Annotated in this window: 21 protein-coding genes and 1 tRNA gene; 2 read left to right on the forward strand and 20 right to left on the reverse strand. The window is 59.5% G+C overall.

From position 1 onward, the window contains the following. Nucleotides 1–916: 916 nt before the first annotated feature. On the reverse strand, nucleotides 917–2,050 hold the full coding sequence (locus AWB69_RS40415; protein ID WP_062092377.1) for an IS701 family transposase: 1,134 nt from the start codon (nucleotides 2,048–2,050) through the stop codon (nucleotides 917–919). A gap of 312 nt (nucleotides 2,051–2,362) precedes the next feature. Further along, on the reverse strand, nucleotides 2,363–3,535 hold the full coding sequence (locus AWB69_RS40420; RefSeq protein WP_062092378.1) for a glycosyltransferase family 4 protein: 1,173 nt from the start codon (nucleotides 3,533–3,535) through the stop codon (nucleotides 2,363–2,365). A 202-nt stretch (nucleotides 3,536–3,737) separates the two neighbouring features. Here AWB69_RS40420 and AWB69_RS40425 point away from each other — a divergent pair, with 202 nt between their 5' ends. Further along, on the forward strand, nucleotides 3,738–5,084 hold the full coding sequence (locus tag AWB69_RS40425) for a glycosyltransferase family 4 protein (protein WP_062092379.1): 1,347 nt from the start codon (nucleotides 3,738–3,740) through the stop codon (nucleotides 5,082–5,084). Nucleotides 5,085–5,206: 122 nt separating this feature from the next. Here the strand turns inward: AWB69_RS40425 and AWB69_RS40430 are convergent, their stop codons facing one another. The 6 genes from AWB69_RS40430 to rnr form a co-directional block, all read right to left on the reverse strand. Then, nucleotides 5,207–5,443 carry a hypothetical protein gene (locus tag AWB69_RS40430; protein ID WP_062092380.1) on the reverse strand — a complete coding sequence of 79 codons (237 nt, stop codon included), beginning with the start codon at nucleotides 5,441–5,443 and terminating at the stop codon, nucleotides 5,207–5,209. A gap of 329 nt (nucleotides 5,444–5,772) precedes the next feature. After that, nucleotides 5,773–6,468, reverse strand: coding sequence for a ribose-5-phosphate isomerase RpiA (gene rpiA, locus AWB69_RS40435; RefSeq protein ID WP_062092381.1), 696 nt, complete (start codon nucleotides 6,466–6,468; stop codon nucleotides 5,773–5,775). A 69-nt stretch (nucleotides 6,469–6,537) separates the two neighbouring features. Further along, entirely contained in the window at nucleotides 6,538–6,930 is a 393-nt protein-coding gene (locus AWB69_RS40440; protein WP_062092382.1) for a SirB2 family protein, read from the reverse strand. A gap of 15 nt (nucleotides 6,931–6,945) precedes the next feature. Beyond that, nucleotides 6,946–7,776, reverse strand: a complete 831-nt coding sequence (locus tag AWB69_RS40445) for an N-acetylmuramoyl-L-alanine amidase (protein WP_062092383.1) — start codon at nucleotides 7,774–7,776, stop codon at nucleotides 6,946–6,948. A 9-nt stretch (nucleotides 7,777–7,785) separates the two neighbouring features. Next, nucleotides 7,786–8,529, reverse strand: a complete 744-nt coding sequence (gene rlmB, locus AWB69_RS40450; protein ID WP_062092384.1) for a 23S rRNA (guanosine(2251)-2'-O)-methyltransferase RlmB — start codon at nucleotides 8,527–8,529, stop codon at nucleotides 7,786–7,788. A gap of 113 nt (nucleotides 8,530–8,642) precedes the next feature. Continuing rightward, nucleotides 8,643–11,156, reverse strand: a complete 2,514-nt coding sequence (gene rnr / locus AWB69_RS40455) for a ribonuclease R (protein WP_062092385.1) — start codon at nucleotides 11,154–11,156, stop codon at nucleotides 8,643–8,645. Nucleotides 11,157–11,469: 313 nt separating this feature from the next. On the opposite strand from rnr, the gene AWB69_RS40460 reads away from it, so the two are divergent. After that, nucleotides 11,470–11,556: transfer RNA gene (locus AWB69_RS40460), tRNA-Leu, on the forward strand. A 241-nt stretch (nucleotides 11,557–11,797) separates the two neighbouring features. On the opposite strand, the gene AWB69_RS40465 is transcribed toward AWB69_RS40460, so the two are convergent. The 12 genes from AWB69_RS40465 to AWB69_RS40520 all read right to left on the reverse strand — a co-directional run bounded on the left by AWB69_RS40465 (nucleotide 11,798) and on the right by AWB69_RS40520 (nucleotide 23,227). Next, nucleotides 11,798–12,106, reverse strand: coding sequence for an H-NS histone family protein (locus AWB69_RS40465; protein ID WP_062092386.1), 309 nt, complete (start codon nucleotides 12,104–12,106; stop codon nucleotides 11,798–11,800). 167 nt (nucleotides 12,107–12,273) lie between these two features. Then, nucleotides 12,274–13,446: an NAD(P)/FAD-dependent oxidoreductase gene (locus AWB69_RS40470; RefSeq protein ID WP_062092387.1), complete on the reverse strand. Its 1,173-nt coding sequence runs from the start codon at nucleotides 13,444–13,446 to the stop codon at nucleotides 12,274–12,276. A 114-nt stretch (nucleotides 13,447–13,560) separates the two neighbouring features. Continuing rightward, entirely contained in the window at nucleotides 13,561–14,403 is an 843-nt protein-coding gene (locus AWB69_RS40475) for an NAD(P)-binding domain-containing protein (protein ID WP_082913810.1), read from the reverse strand. Continuing rightward, nucleotides 14,355–14,711 carry a cupin domain-containing protein gene (locus tag AWB69_RS40480; protein WP_062092389.1) on the reverse strand — a complete coding sequence of 119 codons (357 nt, stop codon included), beginning with the start codon at nucleotides 14,709–14,711 and terminating at the stop codon, nucleotides 14,355–14,357. Before AWB69_RS40480 ends, AWB69_RS40475 begins: the two co-directional genes overlap by 49 nt. A 26-nt stretch (nucleotides 14,712–14,737) precedes the next feature. Next, nucleotides 14,738–15,574, reverse strand: coding sequence for a substrate-binding periplasmic protein (locus AWB69_RS40485; RefSeq protein WP_062092390.1), 837 nt, complete (start codon nucleotides 15,572–15,574; stop codon nucleotides 14,738–14,740). 71 nt (nucleotides 15,575–15,645) lie between these two features. Beyond that, nucleotides 15,646–16,308 (reverse strand): amino acid ABC transporter permease, encoded by a 663-nt coding sequence (locus tag AWB69_RS40490; RefSeq protein WP_062092391.1) that lies wholly within the window; start codon nucleotides 16,306–16,308, stop codon nucleotides 15,646–15,648. Further along, nucleotides 16,305–16,940, reverse strand: coding sequence for an amino acid ABC transporter permease (locus AWB69_RS40495; protein WP_231937392.1), 636 nt, complete (start codon nucleotides 16,938–16,940; stop codon nucleotides 16,305–16,307). Before AWB69_RS40495 ends, AWB69_RS40490 begins: the two co-directional genes overlap by 4 nt. 5 nt (nucleotides 16,941–16,945) lie before the next feature. After that, a complete protein-coding gene (locus tag AWB69_RS40500) occupies nucleotides 16,946–17,761 on the reverse strand; it encodes an amino acid ABC transporter ATP-binding protein (RefSeq protein ID WP_062092393.1) in 816 nt (271 codons plus the stop codon). Nucleotides 17,762–17,974: 213 nt separating this feature from the next. Then, entirely contained in the window at nucleotides 17,975–18,493 is a 519-nt protein-coding gene (locus tag AWB69_RS40505; RefSeq protein ID WP_062092394.1) for a MarR family winged helix-turn-helix transcriptional regulator, read from the reverse strand. An 84-nt stretch (nucleotides 18,494–18,577) separates the two neighbouring features. After that, nucleotides 18,578–19,537, reverse strand: a complete 960-nt coding sequence (locus AWB69_RS40510) for an ornithine cyclodeaminase family protein (RefSeq protein WP_062092395.1) — start codon at nucleotides 19,535–19,537, stop codon at nucleotides 18,578–18,580. A gap of 27 nt (nucleotides 19,538–19,564) precedes the next feature. After that, nucleotides 19,565–20,875, reverse strand: a complete 1,311-nt coding sequence (locus AWB69_RS40515; protein ID WP_062092396.1) for a M24 family metallopeptidase — start codon at nucleotides 20,873–20,875, stop codon at nucleotides 19,565–19,567. A gap of 312 nt (nucleotides 20,876–21,187) precedes the next feature. Next, on the reverse strand, nucleotides 21,188–23,227 hold the full coding sequence (locus AWB69_RS40520) for an NADH:flavin oxidoreductase (RefSeq protein WP_062092397.1): 2,040 nt from the start codon (nucleotides 23,225–23,227) through the stop codon (nucleotides 21,188–21,190). Nucleotides 23,228–23,241: the final 14 nt, after the last annotated feature.

The following is a 23,241-nucleotide window of genomic DNA, read 5'->3' on the forward strand; positions in this document are numbered from 1 at the left end:
GCCGCCTTCGGTTTGCGTGGCATACATGCTCCTTTGCGACATGTTATGCCTTACACACAAAATTTTGGACAGGCTCGCGGCACGTCATTTCTTGGTCCTTAGCGACAAAGAAACGAAGCAAAGAAAACGCTTTCACCGCACTACCCTAAGTGTCCACAGCGTGCAGTTTTTATTTATGGGTGCCCCAAAAGCACGGTGCTCGCCAGAGCGACGGATGGTTGAACCCCTCCTTCTCGCGAATCCTGAAATGAACACGCTTCGCCACCAGTGCTCTCGGGCAAGCACGAACGCCCACGGATCAGCAGAACCTCATGCGTATTTGCTGTTTCATTTCTCAACGAGTCAGTCACGTCCGACTCGCACGGCATCGCACGCGTTAGCCTCTAAGAGGGTCATCGGTTCTCCTAGTTTTTCTGAACGCACGAACTCTACGAGGTCAAGCCTCGTCTGCCTATAACTTCAGGAATGCTCAGTATTCAGTGGAGGATATACGAGATGCGGAGATGTGTGCTGCGCGGGGGGTGATGGCTATACGAGTCGACTTACTTCATGCGGGGGGTGTACGCGCGCAGCGCGGGATGTTCATTAGGCAGATTCAGTCACTGGTGGCGAAGCGTGTGGGTATCCGTGTTCGGAGAAGGAGGGTTTCACACATCCGTGGCTCTGGCGAGCACCGTGCTTTTGGGGCACCCATGAATAAAAACTGCACGCTGTGGACACTTAGTACTACAGCCGTAGATGCAAAAAACCTGGTGGTACGCAACCGCGGCGCCGGTAATGGTATTGCTGGGCGCGGTACTGATGCCTGCGCCGCCATGTGGACCACGACAGCACGTACTCGATTGAATGAGCACCACGCCATAACAAGCGGCAAAGCAGTCGGCGGATCTCCTGCACGGTTAGCGGCACCGAACCGTCAGGTGTTTTTTTTGCCTTGTACCCGCAGGGTGACGAGCGCTGCGTGAGCCAGCAAAGCCAGCGTGATGTGCCGGTACCAACCCTGCCACCGGCGCACCTCATACTGATCGAGACCGCATTCGCCTTTGGCCGCCTCAAACCCCACCTCTATTTCCCAGCGCCGGCCAGCGACGTTGACCAGCGTCTGCCGCGTGGCCTTGCTGCGTGGTGCATATACGACGTAATACGCATGCTCTCGTTTCTCATCAAGGCTGCGCCGCACCAGCAAATAATGCCCGAAGCGACGCTCTTCGGCGGTAATCTGCAGGCGCCATAGCGGCGTGAGCGCCCAGTCATACAGGCGCTCGCCTTTGGCTCCGGCACCGGCGGATAGGCGTCGCCATGCCCGTGCTGGCAGAGCTTGTGCGATCTTGTCGGCTCGCATAGAGGTAGGACCCTCCCACCACAGCGGTTCGTTCTTCGCGACCGCCAGCACAAATGGTTGCGCGCGCGACTCGAGCCACAGCCGCAGCTGACGGTCACCTCCATACACTTCGTCACCCGTGACCCACCCACAGGGCACACCAGCATCCAGCGCCCGCTCGAGCATGCTGCAGGCAATCTGCGGCTTCGTCGCAAACTCTACCGACTCGGGAATGCCCGCCGCTTCGCAGCGCGCACGGTCGTCTGTCCACGCCTGCGGCACATACAGTTCGCGGTCGATGAACGCGCTGCCTCCGTGGCCCGCGTAGCAGAGGAACACACCGATCTGGCTGTTCTCGATGCGGCCTGCCGTGCCACTGTACTGGCGCTGCACACCTGCCGAGTGCTCCCCCTTCTTGACGAAACCGGTCTCGTCCACAATGAGTACCGCGTCACGCTCGCCAAGTTGTTCAACGACGTATTCCCGCAGCACGTCGCGCGCAGCATCGGCATCCCACTGCGCCCGCTCGAGCAGGTGTTGCACGCCGTCGGGCGTGGCTTCGCCGATCCACTCAGCGAGTTGCCAGCCGTTCTTGCGTTCAATCGCGCCGAGCAGGCCCTTCAGGTACGCCAATGTACGCTGCCGAGGCTCGGGCCGTCTGAACAGGCCGCCCAGCCGCTCGTGCAATGCATCCAGTTCCCGTTCCCACGCTTTCGCAACTGTCTCCATAGGCTCATATACACGTAGTAATCCTAATTAAATATAGTACAAAAATCTACGGCTGTAGTATTAGGGTAGCGTGTTTTAAAAGCGTTTTCTTTGCTTCGTTTCTTTGTCGCTTTGGACAAAGAAATGACGCGCCGCCACGCGCAGTGGCTAATAGTGATAAAGAGAATAGTCGGCATATCACGCGCGAAGGCCCTGAAAGCAGCAACCCGGCACTAACTCCGACCGCTAACCCCAGGACCCAGGACCCATCACCCCACCCACCCACCACCCCGGCCAAACTCCGTCCACCGGTGCGAACGAACAACCTACGCCCTATGCGGCCTTGACATACGCCGACGATATAACGCTCGTCAGCTCGCTTTCCCGGCTAGGACCGGCCTTGGCCATCGCGTTCAACACCTCGACAATAAACCGGCGTCGGAAATCAGCAGCACCAAATCGTTCGGCATTCCTGCGGCACGCAGCAATCGTAAAGGCATGCGAGCAATCCTCGAACCGCTCCACCGCATCGCACAGCGACGCCGGTGTCTGCGTCGTGAAATGCAAACCCGTTGCCCCCGGCGATCCAAGCGGCACGACAGACTCCAACGCCCCGCCCTTGCCATAAGCGATCACAGGCGTACCACATGCCTGCGCTTCCACGATGGCAATGCCGAAATCCTCTTCCGCCGCATACACAAACGCCTTGGCGCGCTGCATATGATCCTTCAAGACCTCGAACGACTGATACCCCAAGATGCTCACATTAGGCGTTGCCTTCGAACGAACCAGATCCATCTGCGGCCCATCGCCAATCACCACCAGCTTGCGATCAGGCATGGAAGCAAATGCCTCCACAATCATATCAATGCGCTTGTAAGGCACCATCCGCGAAGCCGTCAAGTAGAAGTCGCCCTTCTTGTCACCCACCTCGAATGCCTGCACATCAACCGGCGGCGCAATGACCGCCGCTTCACGCCTGTAACTCTTCATGATCCGGCGCGCCACAAACTGCGAATTCGCAATCATGCGGTCCACGCCGTTAGCCGAGCGCGCATCCCAGTTACGCAGGTAATGCAGCAACACGCGCGCAGCCCATGATCGCGGCCCATGATCAAGACGCGCCTCACGCAAATACTGATGCTGCAAATCCCACGCGTAACGAATGGGTGAATGCACATAGCTCACATGGGTCTGGTCAGGGCCAACCAGGACGCCCTTCGCCACCGCATGCGAACTCGAGAGCACAAGGTCATAGCCAGACAAGTCGAACTGTTCGATAGCAAGCGGCATCAGCGGCAAATACCCCCGATACTTTTTCCTCGCGTACGGAAGCCCCTGGATAAATGAGGTCTTCACGGGCTTGTTATGAACAATAGAGCGGTCTTCCAGAAAGTCCACCAGACTGAAGATATCTGCCTGCGGAAAGCACGCAATCATCTGCTCCAGTACCTTCTCCGCACCGCCCGACACCACCAGCCAGTCGTGAACAATAGCCACTTTCATGATGAAACCCGTCTGCCGCAGCCTTTGCTGCCGATGAAGCGAGTTTAAAGATAGTCACTGCACGCCTTCGTGCGCACGCCCACACACCTTGACCATCGCATTGCGAATAATGAGCGCTGTGTCCGCTTGCCCACGGTCGGTACCTTCACCGGCTCAGGGTTTGTCCATCGTTCATTCGACTCTTCGCACTACCCTGTCATCGATGCCAACAAAATCTGCAGCCAGCTTATCAATTCCATCCGCCACGCTGCTGCGTGACAAAGGCCCGGCGTCGGCAGCCAATGCGCGCGAAACCGCCCCGCAACGCGCGGATACCACGGCGCCGTCGTTATCGAAGAGCGAGCCTCGCATCCTCTTCGTCGATCAGAGCGGCCAGCTCGGCGGCGCCGAGATCTGCCTGCTGCCGCTGGCGATTCAATGCACCCGTCGCAGCGAAGTCCTGCTGCTCTCGGACGGCCCGTTCCGCGAACGGCTCCAGGCTGAAGGCGTGCGGGTATCGGTGGACACGGACGCACGTATCTCGAACATCAAGAAGGACCGCATGCGGTTCGCCGCGCTCGCTGCATTGCCGGGTATCGTGCGCCAGGTCCGCTCCATTGCGGCTCGCGCGAAATCCTTCGACATCGTATTCCTCAACACGCAAAAGGCCTTGATTCTGGGCGCATTCAGCCGCGTACTGCATCGCAAGCCCACGGTCTGGCATGTCCACGACATCGTCTCGCGTGATCACTTCGGCCGCCTGCATCTGCTTCTGATCAAGTGGGCCGTGAAGATCGGCGTCGATCATCTGATCGCTAATTCGCAAGCCTCCGCCGATGCGCTCATCGAACTCACCGGTCTGCCACCCAGTGCGGTGCCCGTCGTCCACAACGGCGTGGACACGGCGCGCTTTCGTGGCAACACAGCTCAAGCAGCGACGCCAATGGCCCAGCGCCGCGCGTCACTGGGACTTCCCGCCGATGCCTTTCTCGTCGGCCTGTTCGGTCGCTTCACTGCATGGAAGGGGCAGCACGTGGCGCTCGATGCGATTGCACGCGTGCCAGACGCTCATCTTGTTCTTGTCGGCGATGCACTTTTCGGCGAGACCGACTATGCCCAGGCGCTAAGAGTGCAAGCGAAAACGTTTGGCATAGAGGAGCGTGTGCACTTCCCGGGTTTTCAGCATGACGTAGCATCATGGATGAACGTGATGGACGTGGTCGTGCACGCGTCCACGCAACCGGAACCGTTCGGCCTTGTGATCATTGAAGCAATGGCCGCAGGTAAGCCCGTGATCGCTTCCAACGGAGGCGCAGTGCCTGAAATACTGAGGGATCGCGAGAACGGGTTGATCGTGGAACCGGCCAACGCATCCAGGCTCGCGGAGGCAATCGGTACGTTGCAGCGTGACCCCGAACTGGCCGCGCGTCTCGCTGCCCAGGGCCGCGCCGATGCAGGCCAGCACTTCTCCATCGAACGATATCTACGCCAGATGACACGTGTGCTTTTCGACATCGCGGCACCGGCGCCTAAGGCCGAAGGCGATGCGAAACTGGTGAAGCAGCGCTAAGTGAAATGCTAAGGCAAAGACCGAAACAGACGCAAAGGAAAATTGAACCAAACAGTTAAAGACTGAAAAATCGCGATGCGTGAAATGCCGGGCTTTTTCGGTAACCTGCTTGCCTGACTGCCTCAACGCCTGCTTAGATAACCCGGCATGCCGAGCTGGATCTCGTACAGCGCGGCAAGCATCGCCAGGTAAGCGCGTTCACTTTCGGCTTCCTGGATCGACATCCCCTTGCAAGTCTGTCCACCCATGATCATGCCAAGGCACAACGCGTAGTTGCCTGCGAACGCCGTGGGTGAGGGCTCCATGTCCTTGAGCCGCGTGTACGACGCGTCGAGCGTCTTGCGAAGATTGGTTTGCATCGCCGAATTCCCGTAATTGTTAAGACCTTTGACCTCACGCCCACGCATCAGCGGCTATACAAGCTATTACGCCTTCTAACGCAGACAGAATGTTCGCGGTCGCGCTATCGGGTGGGCTTAGAGCGCGTGCTCTAGGGACTGGCTTATTTTGACTGACTGCCTGTTCTTCTCGATCGGAGATATCTTAGTAAACGCATACTGTATAGAAACGATCTGTTCAGGACATCCGGGCCTGAAGCCGCAATCAGGCCGGGCTTCTTCGCCACATCGAATAAAAAAGCGCGGCCGGCTGAAAGCCTCCGCGCATTTTTCAGAACTTACCGCAGGCGTTAGCGCTGCGCGTAATCGATCCGTTCCACACCACCCGGCGTTCCAAGCAGGCATACATTTGCACCGCGCGCCGCGAACAATCCCACTGTCACCACGCCCGGCCACCCATTGAGTTGCGCTTCGAGCGCGAGCGGATCGGTGATCTTCAGCGTCTTCACGTCGATGATCTCATTGCCGTTGTCAGTAATAAACGGCGAGCCGTCCTGCTTCACCCGCAGCACCGGAACACCGCCCAATGCCGTGATGCGCCGGCCGATAGCCGTGCGTGCCATCGGCACGACTTCAATGGGCAAGGGGAACGTCCCAAGCACCTCGACGCGCTTGCTTGCGTCCGCGATGCAGACAAACACGTCCGCCACCGAAGCCACGATCTTCTCGCGCGTGAGCGCCCCGCCGCCGCCCTTGATCATCGCACCGTCCGGATCGATTTCGTCGGCACCGTCCACATACACAGGCAACGATTCGATCTCGTTCAACTCCAGAACCTTGAAACCATGGGCTTCGAGTCGAGCGGTAGTAGCAAGCGAGCTGGATACCGCCCCGCGATACCGCGACTTCGTACTGGCGATGGCGTCGATGAAACAGTTTGCCGTCGTGCCCGTGCCGACACCGATCACCGCGCCTTCGGGTACGTTAGCGTGGACATAAGCGGCTGCTTCGGCGGCAACCAGTTGCTTCAGTTCGTCTTGGGTCATGGCGAGGTTGACAGCGTAAAAGGGGAAGCCTTAATTCTAGCTGAGCGCGGCAGCGGCCACGCCGCCAGTTCAGACGTGCATGAAAAACCCGAGCGGATTGTGTGTACGGGCCACCGACGCAATAAACGCAAACACGATGATTGCCAGCAAGCCGAACACCGCTCGAGCGCTCTTCGTGCGACCGCGTCTAAGCGCAAGCGTACCCAGCACGACATACACGACCAGCCCGGCAATCTTCGCCGACAGCCACGCCGAATTCGGTCCAAAGCCGATGATTCCCACCAGCCCGATTGCGCTCAACAGCAGCAACGTATCCACGATATGCGGCAGGACCCTTACCGCACGTTTTTGCAGCAGCGGAGATTCACGCAGCATCCAGATATAGCGAATGACAAAACCCAGGATGCTGAGGGCCGCGCAGGTCATGTGCACGGAGCGCAGCGGCAGATAAAGATCGGACATGGGCGCGAAGAGCCTTTAAGGGAAGTATTTATCGAGCAACGCGGCTGCGATCGCATCGGTCTGCGCGTCAGGGTTGCCCGCGCAATCAGCGGGGCGAAAGTGCATCTGGAATGCGGCGATCACGTGGCGCGTCTTGTCGTCGAGCACACCGTCGGTTGCGACGTCATAGCCGTATCGCTGGAGTTTTTGCTGCAGGGCGGCCACGTCGACCAGCGACCTGGAGTCGCGTCCCGCGAGATGCTGCGCCACCGTGGCATCGTCCGGCCACGCGCCAATACCGTTGTCGTAGAGCGCGCGCCAGGGGAATGCGGGACCCGGATCGGTCTTGCGTTGCGGCGCGATATCGCTATGACCCACCACGCGCGTGGGTGGAATCTTGTAGCGCGTGACAATGTCCTTCGCAAGCTTCACGAGCGCATCGACCTGCGCCGGCGGATACGGTTGCCAGGTGCGTCCCTGCGGTGTATCGATGGGACCCACGTTGACGTTTTCAATGCCGATCGACGCAGCGTTCAACTCCGTCGTTCCCTGCCACTCGCTGGGCCCCGCATGCCATGCCCGCTCTGACTCCGGTACGAGCTGATAGACCACCGGCTCGCCATTCTTGACAGGTGGATTATCGGGCACGACGTAGTGCACGCTGACGTCGTCCCCAGTCAGGACTGCGAGCGATTGCGCTTCGTCGCCTCGGGTGTAATGCATCACGAGAAAACGTACACGTGAGTCGGCGCTAACCGCGTGATAGCGCGTGTCGGCAATATACGCGCCGCGATTGATCTCAGTGCTGGAGCACGCTGCAAGCAGCGCGCAGCACAAACCGCAGATGACGGCGAACCCGAATCGCATGGCGTGCGCTTACTTCTTCACCGACCGTTGCCGCACCGCTTCGAACAGGCAGATCCCGCTCGCCACCGACACATTCAGACTCTCGACGCTGCCCGCCATCGGGATCTTCATGATCTCGTCGCAGGTCTCGCCGGTGAGGCGCCGCATGCCCTCGCCTTCCGCACCGACAACAATCGCCACCGGACCATCGAGCTTCGTCTCATAGACGCTCGCGGTCGCTTCGCCCGCCGTGCCGATCACCCACACGCCTGCATCTTTCAATTCGCGCAATGCACGCGCCAGATTCGTCACCGTGATGTACGGCACGGTTTCGGCCGCACCGCTCGCGACCTTCGCAGCGGTTGCGTTCAGCCCGGCCGAACGATCGCGCGGGGCGATCACGGCGTGCGCGCCGGCCGCATCGGCTACACGCAAACACGCGCCGAGGTTATGCGGATCGGTCACACCGTCCAGCACCAGCAGCAGCGGCGTTCCGCTCACGCCGTCGAGCAGTTCCGCCAGGTTCTGCGCGAGCGGCATGTCGCTCGCACGCGCGACCACGCCTTGATGGCCAACGTTGCCCGACAGGCCCCACAAGCGCGCTTCGTCGGCGGCGATCAGGCGGATGCCCGCTTCCTTCGCCGTGCGCAGGAAATCCGTCATGCGCCGGTCCTTGCGGGTCGGATCGTAGAGAATTTCTTCGATCGTCGATGCGTCGGCGCGAACCCGTGCGGTCACCGCGTGAAAACCATACAAAACTTTGAGACGTGACATGACTGGACCAGACCGTATTCAAACAAAACAAAATGGAAACGCGGCCCGGTGCATGATGCATCGGGCCGCGCATTTCAAACTGGGACGCGTCGCCTTCGCGGCTACCGCGCGCCTCAGCGCTTCTTTCGTGGCGGGTGACTCTTGGCCGCCACCTTCGGGGCCGCGCCGCGTTTCTTCGCCACTGCTACGTCCTTGGCGATAGTCGGCGGCAGTGCAGCCGCGGCTGCCTTGCCCGCAGCCTGAGCTGCCGCCTTCTTGCCGCCGCGGTCGCGCCGCCGGCTATTCACGCTGCTGCCCTCGTCCGGCGGGAACGGCCGCACACGCGGTCCCGCACCCGTACCAACGCCATTCATGGAAGAGTGCTCGACGGCCGGCGCCGAGGTCCGTCCTGGCGGCTTGACGGGGGTATCGCGGACCAGCCGGAAGTCGATCTTGCGTGAATCCAGATCGACACGGCTGACCTGCACGCGCACCCGGTCCGACATCCGGTAGCGAATGCCCGTGCGTTCGCCGCGCAGTTCGTTCTTGATCTCGTCGTACTGGAAATAGTCGGCGCCGAGCTCGGTGATATGCACCAGCCCTTCGATAAACAGCGAATCCAGTTGCACGAAGATGCCGAACGTCGTCACGCCGTTCACCATGCCGCCGTATTCCTCGCCAAGCTTGTCGCGCATGAAATAGCACTTGAGCCAGGCTTCCACGTCGCGCGACGCTTCGTCGGCACGGCGTTCATTCGACGAGCAATGCAGCCCGAGCTCTTCCCAGATCGCAACGTTGTTGCGCTGCCGGCTGCGGGATTCGTCGTCCGATTTCTGCATCGCCCGCGCGGCCTTGGTCAGGCCCGTGCTGAGCGTGATGTCGTGACCCACCTCGGGCTGATACTTCTTGCCCTGCAGGATGGCATAGATCGCGCGATGCGTGAGCAGGTCGGGGTAACGGCGAATCGGGCTCGTAAAGTGCGCATACGCTTCATACGCGAGACCGAAGTGACCGATGTTGTCCGGGCTGTAGACGGCTTGCTGCATGGAACGCAGCACCATGCTCTGCAGCATCTGCGCGTCCGGCCGGTCCCGAACCATGGCCATGAGCGCGGCGTAGTCGCTTGCATGCGGCTTCTCGCCGCCACCCAGCGACAATCCCACGCCACGCAGGAACGCCCGCAGGTTTTCGAGCTTTTCGGGCGTCGGCCCGGCGTGCACGCGATACAGCCCCGGATGCTTGTGGCGCTTCAGGAAGTCGGCCGCGCACACGTTCGCGGCCAGCATGCATTCCTCGATCAACCGATGCGCATCATTGCGATGCCGCGGCACGATCTGCTCGATCTTGCCCTGCGCATTGCAGACGATGTACGTCTCGGTCGTATCGAAATCGATTGCGCCACGCTTCTGGCGCGCCGCGTGCAGCGACTTGTACACACCGTACAGGTTCTGCAATTGCGGCAGCAGGTCCGCGCGCTTCGCGGCTTCCGGTCCCTTCGTGTTGGTCAGGACCGACGCCACTTCCGTATACGTCAAGCGGGCCGCCGAATGCATCACGGCCGGATAGAACTGGTACGCCTTGATCTCGCCGCGCGCGGTGATCACCATGTCGCAGACGAGCACGCAGCGGTCCACTTGCGGATTCAGCGAACACAGCCCGTTCGACAACTTCTCGGGCAGCATGGGAATCACGCGGCGCGGGAAATACACCGATGTGCTGCGATCGAGCGCGTCAACATCCAGCGCCTCGTTCGGGCGCACATAGTGCGAGACATCGGCAATGGCGACCAGCAAACGGAAGCCCGTACCGCGGCCGACCGTCATGGGTTCGCAATACACGGCGTCGTCGAAGTCGCGGGCATCTTCGCCGTCGATGGTGACGAGCGGCACATCGCGCAAATCCACCCGATGCCGGATATCGGCAGGACGAACTTCGTCCGGCAGCTTCGAAGCCTGCTCGAGCGCCCGGTCGCTGAACTCGTGCGGCACGCCGTATTTGCGCACCGCGATCTCGATTTCCATGCCCGGATCGTCAATGTCGCCGATCACTTCCGCCACGCGTCCGAGCGGCTGCGAATGGCGGCTCGGGAAGTCGGTGAGATCCACCGAGACCACCTGCCCCACTTTCGCCTTCTTCGGATTCTGCGTAATCAGGATGTCGTGGCCGATGCGCTTGTCTTCGGGCACGAGGATCAGCGCGCCGTTCTCGCTGATCAGCCGGCCGATGATGCGTTTATTCGCGCGATCCGTGACTTCCACGATATGGCCTTCAGGCCGCCCGCGGCGGTCATACCCGACAATGCGCGCGAGCACGCGGTCGTTGTGCATGACCTTCTGCATTTCGCCGTTGGGCAGGAACAGGTCGTCCTGGCCGTCGTCGCGAATCAGGAAGCCGAAGCCGTCGCGATGGCCTTGAACGCGGCCGGCAACGAAGTTCGAGGGATGCGTGAGTTGGTAATAGCCGCGTTTGTCGAGACGGACCTGACCGTCACGCTCCATGGCTCCCAATCGCTTGAAAAATCCTTCGCGCTCCTGGCGCTTGATCGACAGAGCTTCGGCGATGTCGTTCGCGGCGAGCGGAGCTTCGCTCGTGCGCAACACACCGAGAATTTCTTCACGGCTCGGAATCGGATACGGATATTTGTTCAAGGGCTTATCGATGATCTCTTCTCGTCTAACTGAATGTCGCGGTTAATGGGGGATTACCCGTCGGCAATCCCATCCCGGCTCTACTTTCCAGCCCGCTCGGGCCGGATCGACGCGTTGCCGGGACATTGCACTTAACGTTGTTCCGGTTCGTTCACGAATAGTTTGCGGGTCATTCTAACACCCGCCAACCGGGCCACATCGGCGCAAAAGCCATATGGGCAATGGCTCGGAGCCCCATTTCAGTTTCGGTTGCAAAATGCTTGACAGCGCGATACACCCGGCTATAATTGCGTTCTTTGCTGCACACGCACCTGCCCAGGTGGCGGAATTGGTAGACGCACTAGGTTCAGGTCCTAGCGGTGGCAACACCGTGGAGGTTCGAGTCCTCTCTTGGGCACCAATAGATAGTCCGGAGCAATCCGAAGAAGTCTGAGAAACCCCGTAAAGCCCTGTGCCTACGGGGTTTTTTGTTTTTTGTTTTTTCGCGTTCCGGCCTGTTCGGGTATAGGGGCGAAAGGCGGGGCCGAAGACGTCACACAGTGCAGCTTGTACGAGTGTTTTGCACCGCCAGCCGGGCCGAAGGGCGTTGCTCTCTCTCGAGCCCGCAGGATATTTCCCTGGAAAGACCTCACTGATTGGCCTCACTGATTGCGAAACAAAGACGGCTGGATCAGGAAATCGTCTCGGTTTTTGTCCGCGATCCATTGGGGCGCCCGTCCCCGCCCGCTCCACGTCGCCCCGGTGGCCGGGTCACGGTATTTTGCATTCGGGACCGGCGGGACGAGACGGGCATGCGCCCGGGTGCCTATCAGCTCCTGCAGGGAGATTTTATATTCCCTCATTTTCGCGACGATCTCGCGCAGCGCGCGATCTGCTTCCTGCTGACGTGCTTGCTCCAATTCCTGTTGAAGCGCTTCGCGCTGCGCCAGCAGTTCCTTCAAACCAGGCATTACCGTTTCCATATTTTCCGAAATCAATTGGGTCCAGTGATTGCAGCCAAGGGCCGCCTGACCGACGAATATTAACCGCTATATCGGGACTTGATAACAGCGATCAAAGAGGCGAGGCTCGGTCCGCCGATTGACGCAATTCCTTGGCATCGCAAGCCCGCACCGCCCTAGACGACGTTCTTTTCCACGATCGGACGGCCCTCGATCACGCGCTCCCAACTCAGCGACGAAAGGTCAAGCGAAGTGTACTTCCCTGAGAGGACCAACTCGCTCACGCCACGTCCGGTCGCGGGACCTTGCTGAAGCCCGTGACCGCTGAAGCCATTCGCGAACACACAGTTCTCGACGTCCGGGTGATAGCCAATAATAGCGTTCTGATCGAGCACGTTGTACTCGTAATAGCCCGACCAGCAGTTTTCAACGCGCAGGGCTTCGAATTCCGGAACACGGTGAGCAAGCGTCGGCCAGATGACATCGTCGAAGATAGCGTGATCGACTTCGTCCAGCGGCAAGTCGTCCGGATCATTGTCCGCGCTCGGCGACGCACCGCAGAGATACGTCTTCCCCTCAGGGCGAAAGTAGACCCCGGTCGGGTCGATCAGCAAGGGACAGTGTTGCAGCCGCGCAGGCGAAGACACATTGAAGATGCTCCGGCGCCGCGCGAAAACGGGAATGCCAATACCCATCATTTCCGATATCTTGCGCGCCCACGCACCCGCGGCATTGACTACCGTGTCGCATGCATAGCGCTCGCCATTACTTGCAACGGCGTGCGTGACGCGTCTGCCGTCCCGCACCAGTCCGGTCACGTCCGCCGCGATGTACCGGGCGCCCAGCGACTGCGCCTTCTTGCGAAGCGCCTGCACCAGACCATAGCCGTCGAACCACCCTTCGCCACTTTCACCAAACCCGCCGGAGGCGAGATCCTCAACGTTCAGCCAGGGAAACTTCGCGTGCAGCGCGTCCTGACCCATGAGCGTGATGTCCGCACCAAGCCTCCTTTGCAACGCGTGGTTTTCGCGCAGCGTGGCGTCCCCGGCCTGCGTGGCGAGGAAAAGATAACCTCCCTCGTGCAATTCGATCGCCGGCTTGAAACCGTCGACTTCAAGCAGGTCCCCGATACCGCGAAGAAACTCGATACCGTACAACGACATTTGAATGGAAAGCGGCGTGGAGAACTGCTGCCGGATCGATGCGGCCGAAAGCGCCGACGATGACTTCGCGTAGCTGGGGTCGCGCTCGATCACGGTCACCTCGACAGTCGGGTCCGAAGCACGCAGAAAATAGGCGATCGAACTACCGATTACCCCGCCACCCACTATAACGACCTTAGAACTCACGACTCACTCCAGATTATAGGTAGCTGGACGGCTCGCGTTCGCGAGCACGTTCCCTAAAGCCATCTTTTACACCAACCAAGCCCGGTGCTAATTAATGCCATGGCGCTCAAGACGTCACGCGCCGGGCCTCAGGCTCTCCGCAAGCCGCGCAATGGCTTCTCTCCATGGGGCATCGAAGCAGCACGCTTTCAAATGATCGAGTCCGGTCCTGGTAAAAGTCCCCTCCGTCGCAATGCCTGCCGAGATATCCAGGAGGCTCCTTCCAGGCAAACCCAGGGCAAAGCTGGCCGGACCCGCAATGTTGCTCAGCGTCAGGGCGCGAGCGGCGTCAGGTTCAAGACCATGCCGCTCGAGCTCGCTGGCGAGTACATCGGCAAGATCATATATCCACGTCGACGCACACAGGGATACCATCGCCGCGTTGAACGCACCCTCGTTCGGCAACGCAATCACATCCCCGATGCAAGAGAGCAACGGCATGAGCTCCGGTGCAGGCGGATAAAGCGGTATGGGGCCAGGCGCAGTTTCGATGTAACTTCCCGGCATGATGAGATGGATGCCACCCACGCCCGGCAACAGCGCGCGAAGATCGTCGATGGGAATACCGGCCATGGCGGAAAGGATCGTGTGACGACCCTCCCAACTCAGGTTCGCCAACGCGGCCTCTGCATATTCCGGCCTTACGCTCAGGAGGATCACGTCGGCGCCAGCCAACACCTCTTGTGCCGACGCGGCCACCACGCAGTCGTGCTTGCACGCCAATGTGCTGGCGACGTCGGCATTTCGCGGTGCGAGCAGGACCTCGCCGTCATAGCCCCCACGGCGAAGCCCGCCAATGAAATACGAAGCAAACTGGCCCGTTCCGATTACGCCGAGATTGATCATGGGTGCGCGCGATATTTGCGTGCTCACGGCGACACCGTCGTCGTATTCCGGTAGATCAGCAAAAGAACGCATCCGTGTTCCGACGCCGCCGTATGAAGCGTTCCCGGCGAACGCACGCAGTACTGCCCGCGCAGGTAAGTGCGCTCTTCATCCGAGAAATCGCCCTCGAGGACGTAGATCTCCTCAAGTGAATCGTGACTGTGCGAGCCCGTACTTGCACCAGGCTCGACTCTCATCAAGGCAGTCGATTCACCGTTGGACGGATTCTGGAACAACGTCACAAGATCGAATCCCGGAGTATCCGACGGCTGCCATTGAAGGGCTGTCGCATCGAGAAAATGCGAGCCCTTCACATCCGGACCCAATGCTGAGCTGCTCATTGCTTCTCCTCCGAGATGAACATTCGTTACTGGACCAGTCGCGGTTGCCCGACGTCGGCGGCCGAAGGCTCCAGACCGTGGGCCTTCAGGATCCGCGCGATGTCACCCGACTTGTGCAGATCCGCGATGTCCGCGCTCAAGGCGTCGCCAAGAGCCTGATTCGTTTTCGTGTAGGGGAACGCGGTCTGGCCGGGCTGCACTGACGCCGGGACTCTGGGGTCCGGCTTCACCGCCATGATCTTGATCGACGTGTAACCGCCTTTTTTCTGGTCGTATTGCGCGACGGCGTAGCTGTCCGTACCCACGTCAATCCGGCCAGCCGCCAGATCCTGAGCCATGGCGACCGGATTCGGATAAAGCGTCAGCGAGCTGCCAAGCACTTTCTGGAGGTCGCCCGTCCAGAGGTAACCCTGAACCGATCCGACCCGCTTCCCCTGCAAACCGGCGATCGTGTCAATACCGTCCTTGGAGATGACACCCATCTGATCGAGATACATCGGCCCGCTTAAGCCCAGCACCTTCGCGCGGTCAGCGGTCCTGTACCAGTCCCCCATGCCTATGTCGGCTTTTCCGGACACCACTGACTGGATGACGGCCGCCGGATCCACGGTGCTGATCGACAGCTTCAGGCATTCCTTTGCAGCAATCAGCTTGACGATATCTCCGTCCACACCACCAATGTCAGTGCTGCCCGCCGGGATCGAATAGGGAGGAAACACCCACGCTGCAACCGATAAGGTACCCGAAGTAATAGTCGGGAACGTGTGAGCGGGTTTGCATTGATCCGCGAAAGCGGAATAGGTGATACAGGATAAAAGGAGGCCTGCGCACAGCCTCCCCAAGAATTTCGCTGAGGTTTTCATGGCGTTTTCCTATCGTGGCTTCAGTGGGGATATTCACAGGCAGCTAAACAGCAAACATGGAGCGGATCGATCTATCGAACGGCATGACGTCCCAATCTTCGTTCCAGTACGGAGACAAGCAGCGTTGCCGGGACGCAGATGGCAGCGAACAGCAAACCGGCGAGGATCAGCACCGGCATATATTCAAAGGTCGTGGACCCGATATTCGACGCCCGGCTGACCAGCTCGGGAAGTGCGATCGTGAAACAGAGAGACGTCGCCTGAAGCATCATGATCGAAAATCCGAGCAGCGCGGGCAGCGCAACTCTTAAACCTTGAGGAATAACGACGAAGCGCAAGGCGTCAACGCCATTGAGTCCGATCACCAGCGCAGCCTCCTTTTGTCCATACGGGACGGCCTCGAATCCTGCCCGGATGATCTCGCTCGTATACGCGCCGGTGCAGCACGCCAGCGCAACCACTGCCGACGCAAACGACGTCAACGTAAGACCCGCTGTCGGCAAGCCGAAGTACACGAACTGAAGCAGGATCAGGACGGGTGCCCCTCTTCCAATTTCGACGAACGTCAACGCGGTGATGCGGATCGCCCTGGACTTTGCCGGCACCGAAAGCGCGAGGACGAGCCCTAGCGGAATGCCTATCGCGAGGCTCAGAGCGGTCACCTCGAGCGAAAGACCATAACCGTCGATCAGTTGCGGAAGCCACCCCTTCCAGAGGTCAAGAAGCTCCATCATCTCGACACCCTCGAACGCAATTGAAGATCGGTCCAGCGCGACAGCCACGCGATCGGCAAACTCAGGAGTATGTAGAGAAGGGCCGCGGCCGCGTAGACGCTCAGCCCTCGAAACGTCTGTTGAGAAACGTGATACGACTGGTAGGCGAGGTCACTTACGCCAATGGTCGAAGCAACGGCCGAGTCCTTCAGCAAGCCAATAAGATAGGTCGCGCCGGACGGCAATGCGATCCTCGTCAACTGCGGCAGAATCACATCGCGAAACTGCTGGCTCTTCGTCAGGTTCAGCACCTTCGCTGCTTCGAACTGCCCCGGATGAATGGCGGTGAGCGCACCTCGATAGATCTCGGACATATTGGCGGCGGTCACCACGCCCAGACCCACCACGGCCGCGGTAAACGGGCTCATGGCTATGAGACCGTTGCCAATGCCAAAGAACACGAAGAAAAGCCAGACAATGGGCGGAATCGACCGGCATGACACCACAATCGACGTCGACGTGAGCCGTAGCACGCCATTGGTCGACAGGCGCATTGCGCAAAGCGGCAACCCGAGCGCCGCGCCCACAACGAACGACGCCAGCGTGAGCGCGATTGTCCACGGGACACCCTTCAAGATTGCTGAGAGATCCATGATCATTACCGGTCCCTCACGGCGCTAAGGAATTTGGCGGCGCGTTCGGTCTTCGGTGCGCGCATGATCTCGGCGCTGGGCCCCTCCTCGAGGATGTGACCCTCCGCCATCAGGATCACGCGGTCCGAAACGTTCTCTGCAAAATGCATCTCATGGGTGACGACGATCATCGTCATGCCCGATAAAGCGAGTTCCTTCATGACCGCCAGCACTTCCAGGCCCAACTCCGGATCGAGCGCGGAAGTCGGCTCGTCGAACAACATGATCTCCGGTTCGAGGGCGAGCGCACGGGCGATCGCAATCCGTTGCTGCTGGCCCCCGGAACAGCGCGCAGGATACTGACTTGCTTTGTCCGCAAGACCAACGCGCGCCAGGAGATCCATCGACTTGGCGTCGGCTTCCTTCCTCGAGCGTCCCATGGTGCGCTCCTGCGCAAGACTGACGTTGCGTAATACGGAGAGGTGAGGAAACAGATTGAAGGACTGGAAAACCATGCCGATCTTCCGGCGCAATGCGACGAGATCACGCCGGGCGGGCGGGTTTCCTGCGTCGATCGTTACGCCTCCGATTGTCACCCTGCCTTCGTTGGGCGGTTCGAGTTGATTGATGCACCGAAGCAACGTGCTTTTCCCGGAGCCGCTGGGGCCAATGATTGCGATGACCTCTCCAACCTGCATCTGGAAAGTGATGTTCTCGAGTACCCGGTGCGTGCCGTATGTCTTGCTCACCGACTCAACGCAAAGTATCGGGCCACAAGTAAGCCCTGCGCGCTGCGATGCGGCCGGCTCAGACTCTAGAAAGGAGGAAGCGATACTATTCATGGAACTCACTCCGTGAACTTCTTGCAAAGCCGGTCTCGGTCGCTTGGCGAACACCGGCGCTTGCCGGGGCCACCTCGCACCACCACTCGTTTAGTTGATTTGACTAAGCCAAAAAGCGGACTTCAAGTGATGCTTTGGCATCATGTGGTACGGAAATCGAATCAACTTACTCTGGTCCCATGCAACTTGTGCTCCGCCGATAGCGCAATCTCTTCACCACTCATGGCGAAACTGCATCAACTTGTTCAGTACCTGATCGAGAAGCGCGCGTTCTGCCGAACTCAATCCGCTCAGCATGGCGGATTGCCGGTCAATGGCAATGGGAAGCACCCGTTCATAAAGCTTCCGCCCGCTTTCGTTCAGGATGAGCGAACTCTCACGCCGATCAAGCGGGTTGATCTTGCGTCGAATCATTTTCCTTTCGCTTAGTCGTGTTACTGCACGGCTGATGCTGTTTTTCGGACGACCTGTCACTTCGCAAATTGTCTTGGCAGCCATCGGCCCGTAGGAACTCAGACAACTCAGTACGTTAAACTCGTCACGGCCAACATCGAAGTCACGGCTCATCACTGAAAAGCACGGCTCGGTGTAGTAGTTCGACCAGAGCGTGAAGCGCCATGCGTCGCTGATCGGTCCGTTGGTGACGACCGAAGCGAACACGTCCTGCACGTTCACGGTGCTGTCGGACGCCTTCGTTTCTGTTATCTTCACATCCTCAACTGTACTAACCATATCTGTTTATCCTCAAATTCGACAATCACGAAAAGTCTAAGCAGACTACATCTGGAACGACGGCAGCCGGCGCTCGCCGCTTCGTCAGCACGGAAACTCGGTCAGCCATTCCGCCACCATCAGATCCAGATGCCCGCCGCCGCCGTTTTTGAACAGGGTAATTTCGTGCGGGTTGCATCGCCCGGGAACCTCTTTTCTGCACAGGTCAAACAGGTCTCCCCGAATGTCCGATATGTCGAGAGTTCCGTTCTTTAGCGGTTGAAAGATGTCGCCGCAATGCTCGGCCGTCAGTCCCAGGTGATCTACAAAAACACTTGATCGAAGAATCGCGGCGTCGTTTGTCTCGCGCATCTCCGGCGTGTAGCCGCCGACAAGGTCGACATGGCAACCTTGCTTCAGCCACTTCCCGTCAAGCACCGGCATGGGCGACGACGTCAGGCACACTACGATGTCCGCGTCCGCAACACTCCCCTCAAGATCATTCGACACGTGAAAATTGACGGGCAGAAAACGCTCCTCTACCAACTGCTCCGCCCTGCTGCGATTCCGGTTCCACACATCAATCCGCTCGATGGTCGGGCAAACCGCATGCAGGTAGATCAAATGGGTCCTGGCCTGGGCGCCGGCGCCGAGCACGACCAGTTTCGTCGGCTTGGCCGGGGCGAGATAGCGCGCCGCAAGCGCTGAGTCGGCCGCAGTCTTGCATCGGGTAAAGCTTTCTCCCACTATAAAAGACCTGAAACGCCCATCCAGCCGGTCGACCAGTGCAAACGAGGAATGAATCGTGGGTGCGGGCGTGTTCAACTGCCCGTTGTCCGGAGAGATCGAAACGATTTTCGTGCCCATTGATCCATCCACCCGCCCGCCCGCCCAGATGAGCAACCCGGCGCTGGGCCGGTCATCTCTCGGGATCGACGCATGAAGCCGGCCTACCGTTTCGTAGTTCTCCAGGTGCTTCTTTTCCATCGCGTCGATGAGTGCGATAGGAGAAACACGTGCCAGCACCGAGTCGGAATCAATCACGCGAGGAAGGGCTTCGGTCATCACGCTTCGCCTGTCGGTTGGCCGCTGTTATGAGTGTTGACGACCCAGGAGCGGACTCTGGGAAAGAACGGTCGCACCGTTCGCGGTAATCAGGACCTGCTCTTCAAGCTTGACACCCTCTTTACCACCCTGCTCGCCGATATAGCTCTCCACTGACACGACCATGTTTTCCTGGAACGTGCCGTCGTACCCCCAGGCATCGAAGTCGACGGCATAGGCGACACTCGGATACTCATCCACCAGCCCGACACCGTGAAGCATCATCATGTATCGGTTATGCACGTAACGCTCGGGAACCGGCCAGCATTGTTCGGCGAATTCGCGGAATGAAAGCCCCGCGCGAAGCAGACCTACGTTGTGCATGACCTGGTCTTCCGCGAAGCCGAGGAGATTCCCCTGGCTTGCCGACATCGCGCGGCCCGGACAAACAAAACTTCGGGAGATATCGGACAGGTAGCCGCCCGGCCCGACCATGTCGGTATCGAAGCAAACCATGTCTCCCGATTCGATCACCCTGTTCGAGGCGTCCTGAAACCAGGGGTTCGTGCGCGGGCCTGAATTCAGCAATCGGCTTTCTGCCCACTCGCCTCCATGCGCGATGTTTGTCTCGTGCAGGATGCTCCATAACTGGTTCTCGGTCACACCGGGACGAAGCGACTCGACCATGCGCGATATGCCCAGATCGCACACTGCCATCGACACCTCGTGCTGCGCAATTTCCTCCGGTGATTTGATCAGCCGCGCCTGTTCGGTGAGCGACTGCGCGTCGAACAATTCAATGCCATGCGCCTTCAGGCGCTCCGCGCCCCAAGGGTCGCAACGATCAACCGCTAGCCGGCGATTACCCGCGCCGTAGGTGGAAACCAGATCGGCAATTTCCCTGGCCCACAACGCGGCCTTTTCTTCGACCCTGGGGCCTGCGAGAAAATACAGCCACGGAATGGCCGGACGTATCTCGTCAATGGTCTCAATGCCTTCGCTGTTGTGGCGGCTGCTGACGAAGTCAAACAGGACGACCGGTCCATCTGTCGCGATATAGACATAGCGACTCGGGGAATGCATGACCCAGAGTCCTAGACTGTTCGTGTCAGTGGCGTAGCGAATGTTCAGCAGATCGGCCAGCAGGATCCCGCCGTAGTCATGCGAGCGTAGTTGCGCACGAATTCTCTCGAGACGATAAGCGCGCAGGGAGCGCCGGTCGATGCTCTCATATCTTTCAATCAACACCCGGTCGACAGGTGCTATCTGGTGATTCCTGACCGCCGAATCCTGTCGATACTCGCGACCATCGCGAGCACGTTGCAGGGTCAGTCCGGAAAGGCGCGAGTCACGATCCATGGTTACGTCCATCCACTTTCGAAGGTCCACAGCGTGTTGGAATTCGTCGAACGGTTCGAGACGTGCAAAGGAACCGCCATCCCTTGCGACCTGTTATCCGGCTACCGTCAATTTCAGATTAGTCCCACGTGGAACCATCTGTCAAGGTATCAAAACGCCGATTTTGCGCGGAGATAATGACCTATTTTTTGAAGCATCCGCCTAATAAACGGATATGCCGGGAGGTTCGCCCGCGGCCTCGCTATAACCATAATAATTAGCTATCCAGATTACTTGGAATAGCCATTTTGGCTTTGCCCGCGGAAGCGGTCCTTACAGGTCCTTGACCAGACGAAGCGCGTCGTAGATCGCTGCGTGCGTGTTGCGTGCCGACACCGCGTCGCCAATACGAAAAAGCTGGAATGCGCCTTCCGGGTTGGACTTGCGTGACTGCTTCGTCCCGTCGATAAGATCGCTGTAGTCGATCGCGCCGAGGTTGCTCGACAGCGGCTTGAGTTCAAAGTACAGATCGTCCATCGGAATGGTTCCGTGGTTCACCACAACCTGGTCATGACGCTGCTCGTTGCGGATACCGCCGTAATCGCTGCCTACGACCGCGACAAACCCGTCATTGTCGCGATGCACCGAAGCGAGCCGATACGTCACGGTGAACTTGACGTCCAGCTTCTGAAGCGATCGCATATAGGGCACGAGGTTCATGCTCATGACTTCGGGCGAAAACGAGCGGTCCGGCGTCATGATCTCGACCTTCCCCCCGGCTTGCGCAATCACTTCGGCGGCCTGCAACGCGGCGTGGTCGCCCGCGTCGTCGAAGATCAGCACGTTCGAACCCGGCTTGACGTCGCCGGAAATGATGTCCCAGGTCGACACAACCCATTCGTTTCCTTCTCGCAAAACATCAGTGCGAGGCATTCCCCCCGTTGCGACGATCACCACGTCCGGGTTTTCAGCTTGAACTGTTTCCGGCTCGGCCCACGTATTGAACTTGAACTTCACGCCAAGCCGTTCACATTGAGACATCCGCCAGTCGATGATGCCGATCATCTCCTTGCGCCGCACATTCTGCGCGGTCAGGCGAATCTGGCCGCCGGGGTGGTTCGTGGCCTCGAACACCACGACCTCATGACCTCGCTCACCCGCCACGCGGGCCGCCTCCAACCCTGCGGGCCCTGCCCCGACGATCACCACCTTGCGCCTGGACGGTGCCCGCTTTATGTCGTGCGGCATGGTGATTTCGCGGCCCGTGGCGGCGTTGTGAATACAGTAGGCCGCGCCACCTTGATAGATGCGGTCGAGACAATAGTTCGCGCCAACGCACGGTCGAATATCGTCTTCCCGGTGCTCGATGATCTTGCGAACAATGTGCGGATCCGTCATATGTGCGCGCGTCATGCCGACCATATCGATCTTGCCTGACTCAATTGCATGCCGCGCCGTCGGCACGTCCTGGATTCTCGCTGCATGAAAGGTGGGGAACTCGGTCGCCTTGCGAATCTCTCCGGCGAAGTCCAGATGCGGAGCGCTTTTCATGCCCTGGATCGGGATGATGTCAGTTAGGCCCGCATCGGTTTCCAGGTGACCGCGAATCACGTTGAGGAAATCGACGAGACCGCTTTCTTTCAGCTTCTTCGAAATATGCAGCCCGTCCTCTTTCGTGAGGCCACCTTCGATAATCTCATCGGCGGTGTATCGGATACCGAGCAGGAAGTCCGGACCCACCCGCTTGCGTATGGCCGTCAGGACGTCGAAAGTGAACTTCATCCGGTGGTCCAGCGAACCGCCGTAGGGTGCATCGAGCGTATTCGTGAGTGGCGACCAGAACTGGTCCATCAGGTGTCCGTAGGCTTCCAGCTCGAGCCCATCGAGACCCGCCGCCTTCATTCGCTCTGCGGCGTCCGCATAGTCCTTGATGATGCGCTCGATATCCCAATCCTCGAGCTTCTTCGGAAACGCACGGTGCGCAGGCTCCCGATTGTGCGAGGGGGACACCGCCGGCAGCCAGTCGCCCTTGTCCCAACGCGTGCGACGCCCCAGGTGGGTCAACTGAATCATCACCGCCGCGCCGTGCTCGTGGCATTCGTCGGCGAGATCCTTCATCCAGTGCACGACCTCGTCCTTGTAAGCGAGAACGTTGTTGAACACCGGCGGGCTGTCCTTCGATACCGCCGCCGACCCTGCCGTCATGGTGAGCGCGATGCCCGCCTTGGCGCGCTCGACGTGATACGCACGGTACTGCTCCTTCGGCATGCCGTCCTCCGCATACGCCGGCTCGTGCGACGTGGTCATGATGCGGTTGCGGAACGTCAGATGTTTGATGGTGTAAGGCTGAAGGAGCGGGTCGCTTGACGACATGACGTGGCCTTTGA

It is taken from the genome of Caballeronia udeis, from assembly GCF_001544555.2.
GTDB classification, from domain to species: domain Bacteria; phylum Pseudomonadota; class Gammaproteobacteria; order Burkholderiales; family Burkholderiaceae; genus Caballeronia; species Caballeronia udeis.

Excerpts from the sequence above, each read along its gene's own strand:
- AWB69_RS40415 (WP_062092377.1), bottom strand. The coding sequence starts at position 2,050 with ATGGAGACAGTTGCGAAAGCGTGGGAACGGGAACTGGATGCATTGCAC.
- AWB69_RS40420 (WP_062092378.1), bottom strand. The coding sequence starts at position 3,535 with ATGAAAGTGGCTATTGTTCACGACTGGCTGGTGGTGTCGGGCGGTGCG.
- AWB69_RS40425 (WP_062092379.1), top strand. The coding sequence starts at position 3,738 with ATGCCAACAAAATCTGCAGCCAGCTTATCAATTCCATCCGCCACGCTG.
- AWB69_RS40430 (WP_062092380.1), bottom strand. The coding sequence starts at position 5,443 with ATGCAAACCAATCTTCGCAAGACGCTCGACGCGTCGTACACGCGGCTC.
- rpiA (WP_062092381.1), bottom strand. The coding sequence starts at position 6,468 with ATGACCCAAGACGAACTGAAGCAACTGGTTGCCGCCGAAGCAGCCGCT.
- AWB69_RS40440 (WP_062092382.1), bottom strand. The coding sequence starts at position 6,930 with ATGTCCGATCTTTATCTGCCGCTGCGCTCCGTGCACATGACCTGCGCG.
- AWB69_RS40445 (WP_062092383.1), bottom strand. The coding sequence starts at position 7,776 with ATGCGATTCGGGTTCGCCGTCATCTGCGGTTTGTGCTGCGCGCTGCTT.
- rlmB (WP_062092384.1), bottom strand. The coding sequence starts at position 8,529 with ATGTCACGTCTCAAAGTTTTGTATGGTTTTCACGCGGTGACCGCACGG.
- AWB69_RS40465 (WP_062092386.1), bottom strand. The coding sequence starts at position 12,106 with ATGCCTGGTTTGAAGGAACTGCTGGCGCAGCGCGAAGCGCTTCAACAG.
- AWB69_RS40475 (WP_082913810.1), bottom strand. The coding sequence starts at position 14,403 with ATGCGTTCTTTTGCTGATCTACCGGAATACGACGACGGTGTCGCCGTG.
- AWB69_RS40480 (WP_062092389.1), bottom strand. The coding sequence starts at position 14,711 with ATGAGCAGCTCAGCATTGGGTCCGGATGTGAAGGGCTCGCATTTTCTC.
- AWB69_RS40485 (WP_062092390.1), bottom strand. The coding sequence starts at position 15,574 with ATGAAAACCTCAGCGAAATTCTTGGGGAGGCTGTGCGCAGGCCTCCTT.
- AWB69_RS40490 (WP_062092391.1), bottom strand. The coding sequence starts at position 16,308 with ATGATGGAGCTTCTTGACCTCTGGAAGGGGTGGCTTCCGCAACTGATC.
- AWB69_RS40495 (WP_231937392.1), bottom strand. The coding sequence starts at position 16,940 with ATGGATCTCTCAGCAATCTTGAAGGGTGTCCCGTGGACAATCGCGCTC.
- AWB69_RS40500 (WP_062092393.1), bottom strand. The coding sequence starts at position 17,761 with ATGAATAGTATCGCTTCCTCCTTTCTAGAGTCTGAGCCGGCCGCATCG.
- AWB69_RS40505 (WP_062092394.1), bottom strand. The coding sequence starts at position 18,493 with ATGGTTAGTACAGTTGAGGATGTGAAGATAACAGAAACGAAGGCGTCC.
- AWB69_RS40510 (WP_062092395.1), bottom strand. The coding sequence starts at position 19,537 with ATGACCGAAGCCCTTCCTCGCGTGATTGATTCCGACTCGGTGCTGGCA.
- AWB69_RS40515 (WP_062092396.1), bottom strand. The coding sequence starts at position 20,875 with ATGGATCGTGACTCGCGCCTTTCCGGACTGACCCTGCAACGTGCTCGC.
- AWB69_RS40520 (WP_062092397.1), bottom strand. The coding sequence starts at position 23,227 with ATGTCGTCAAGCGACCCGCTCCTTCAGCCTTACACCATCAAACATCTG.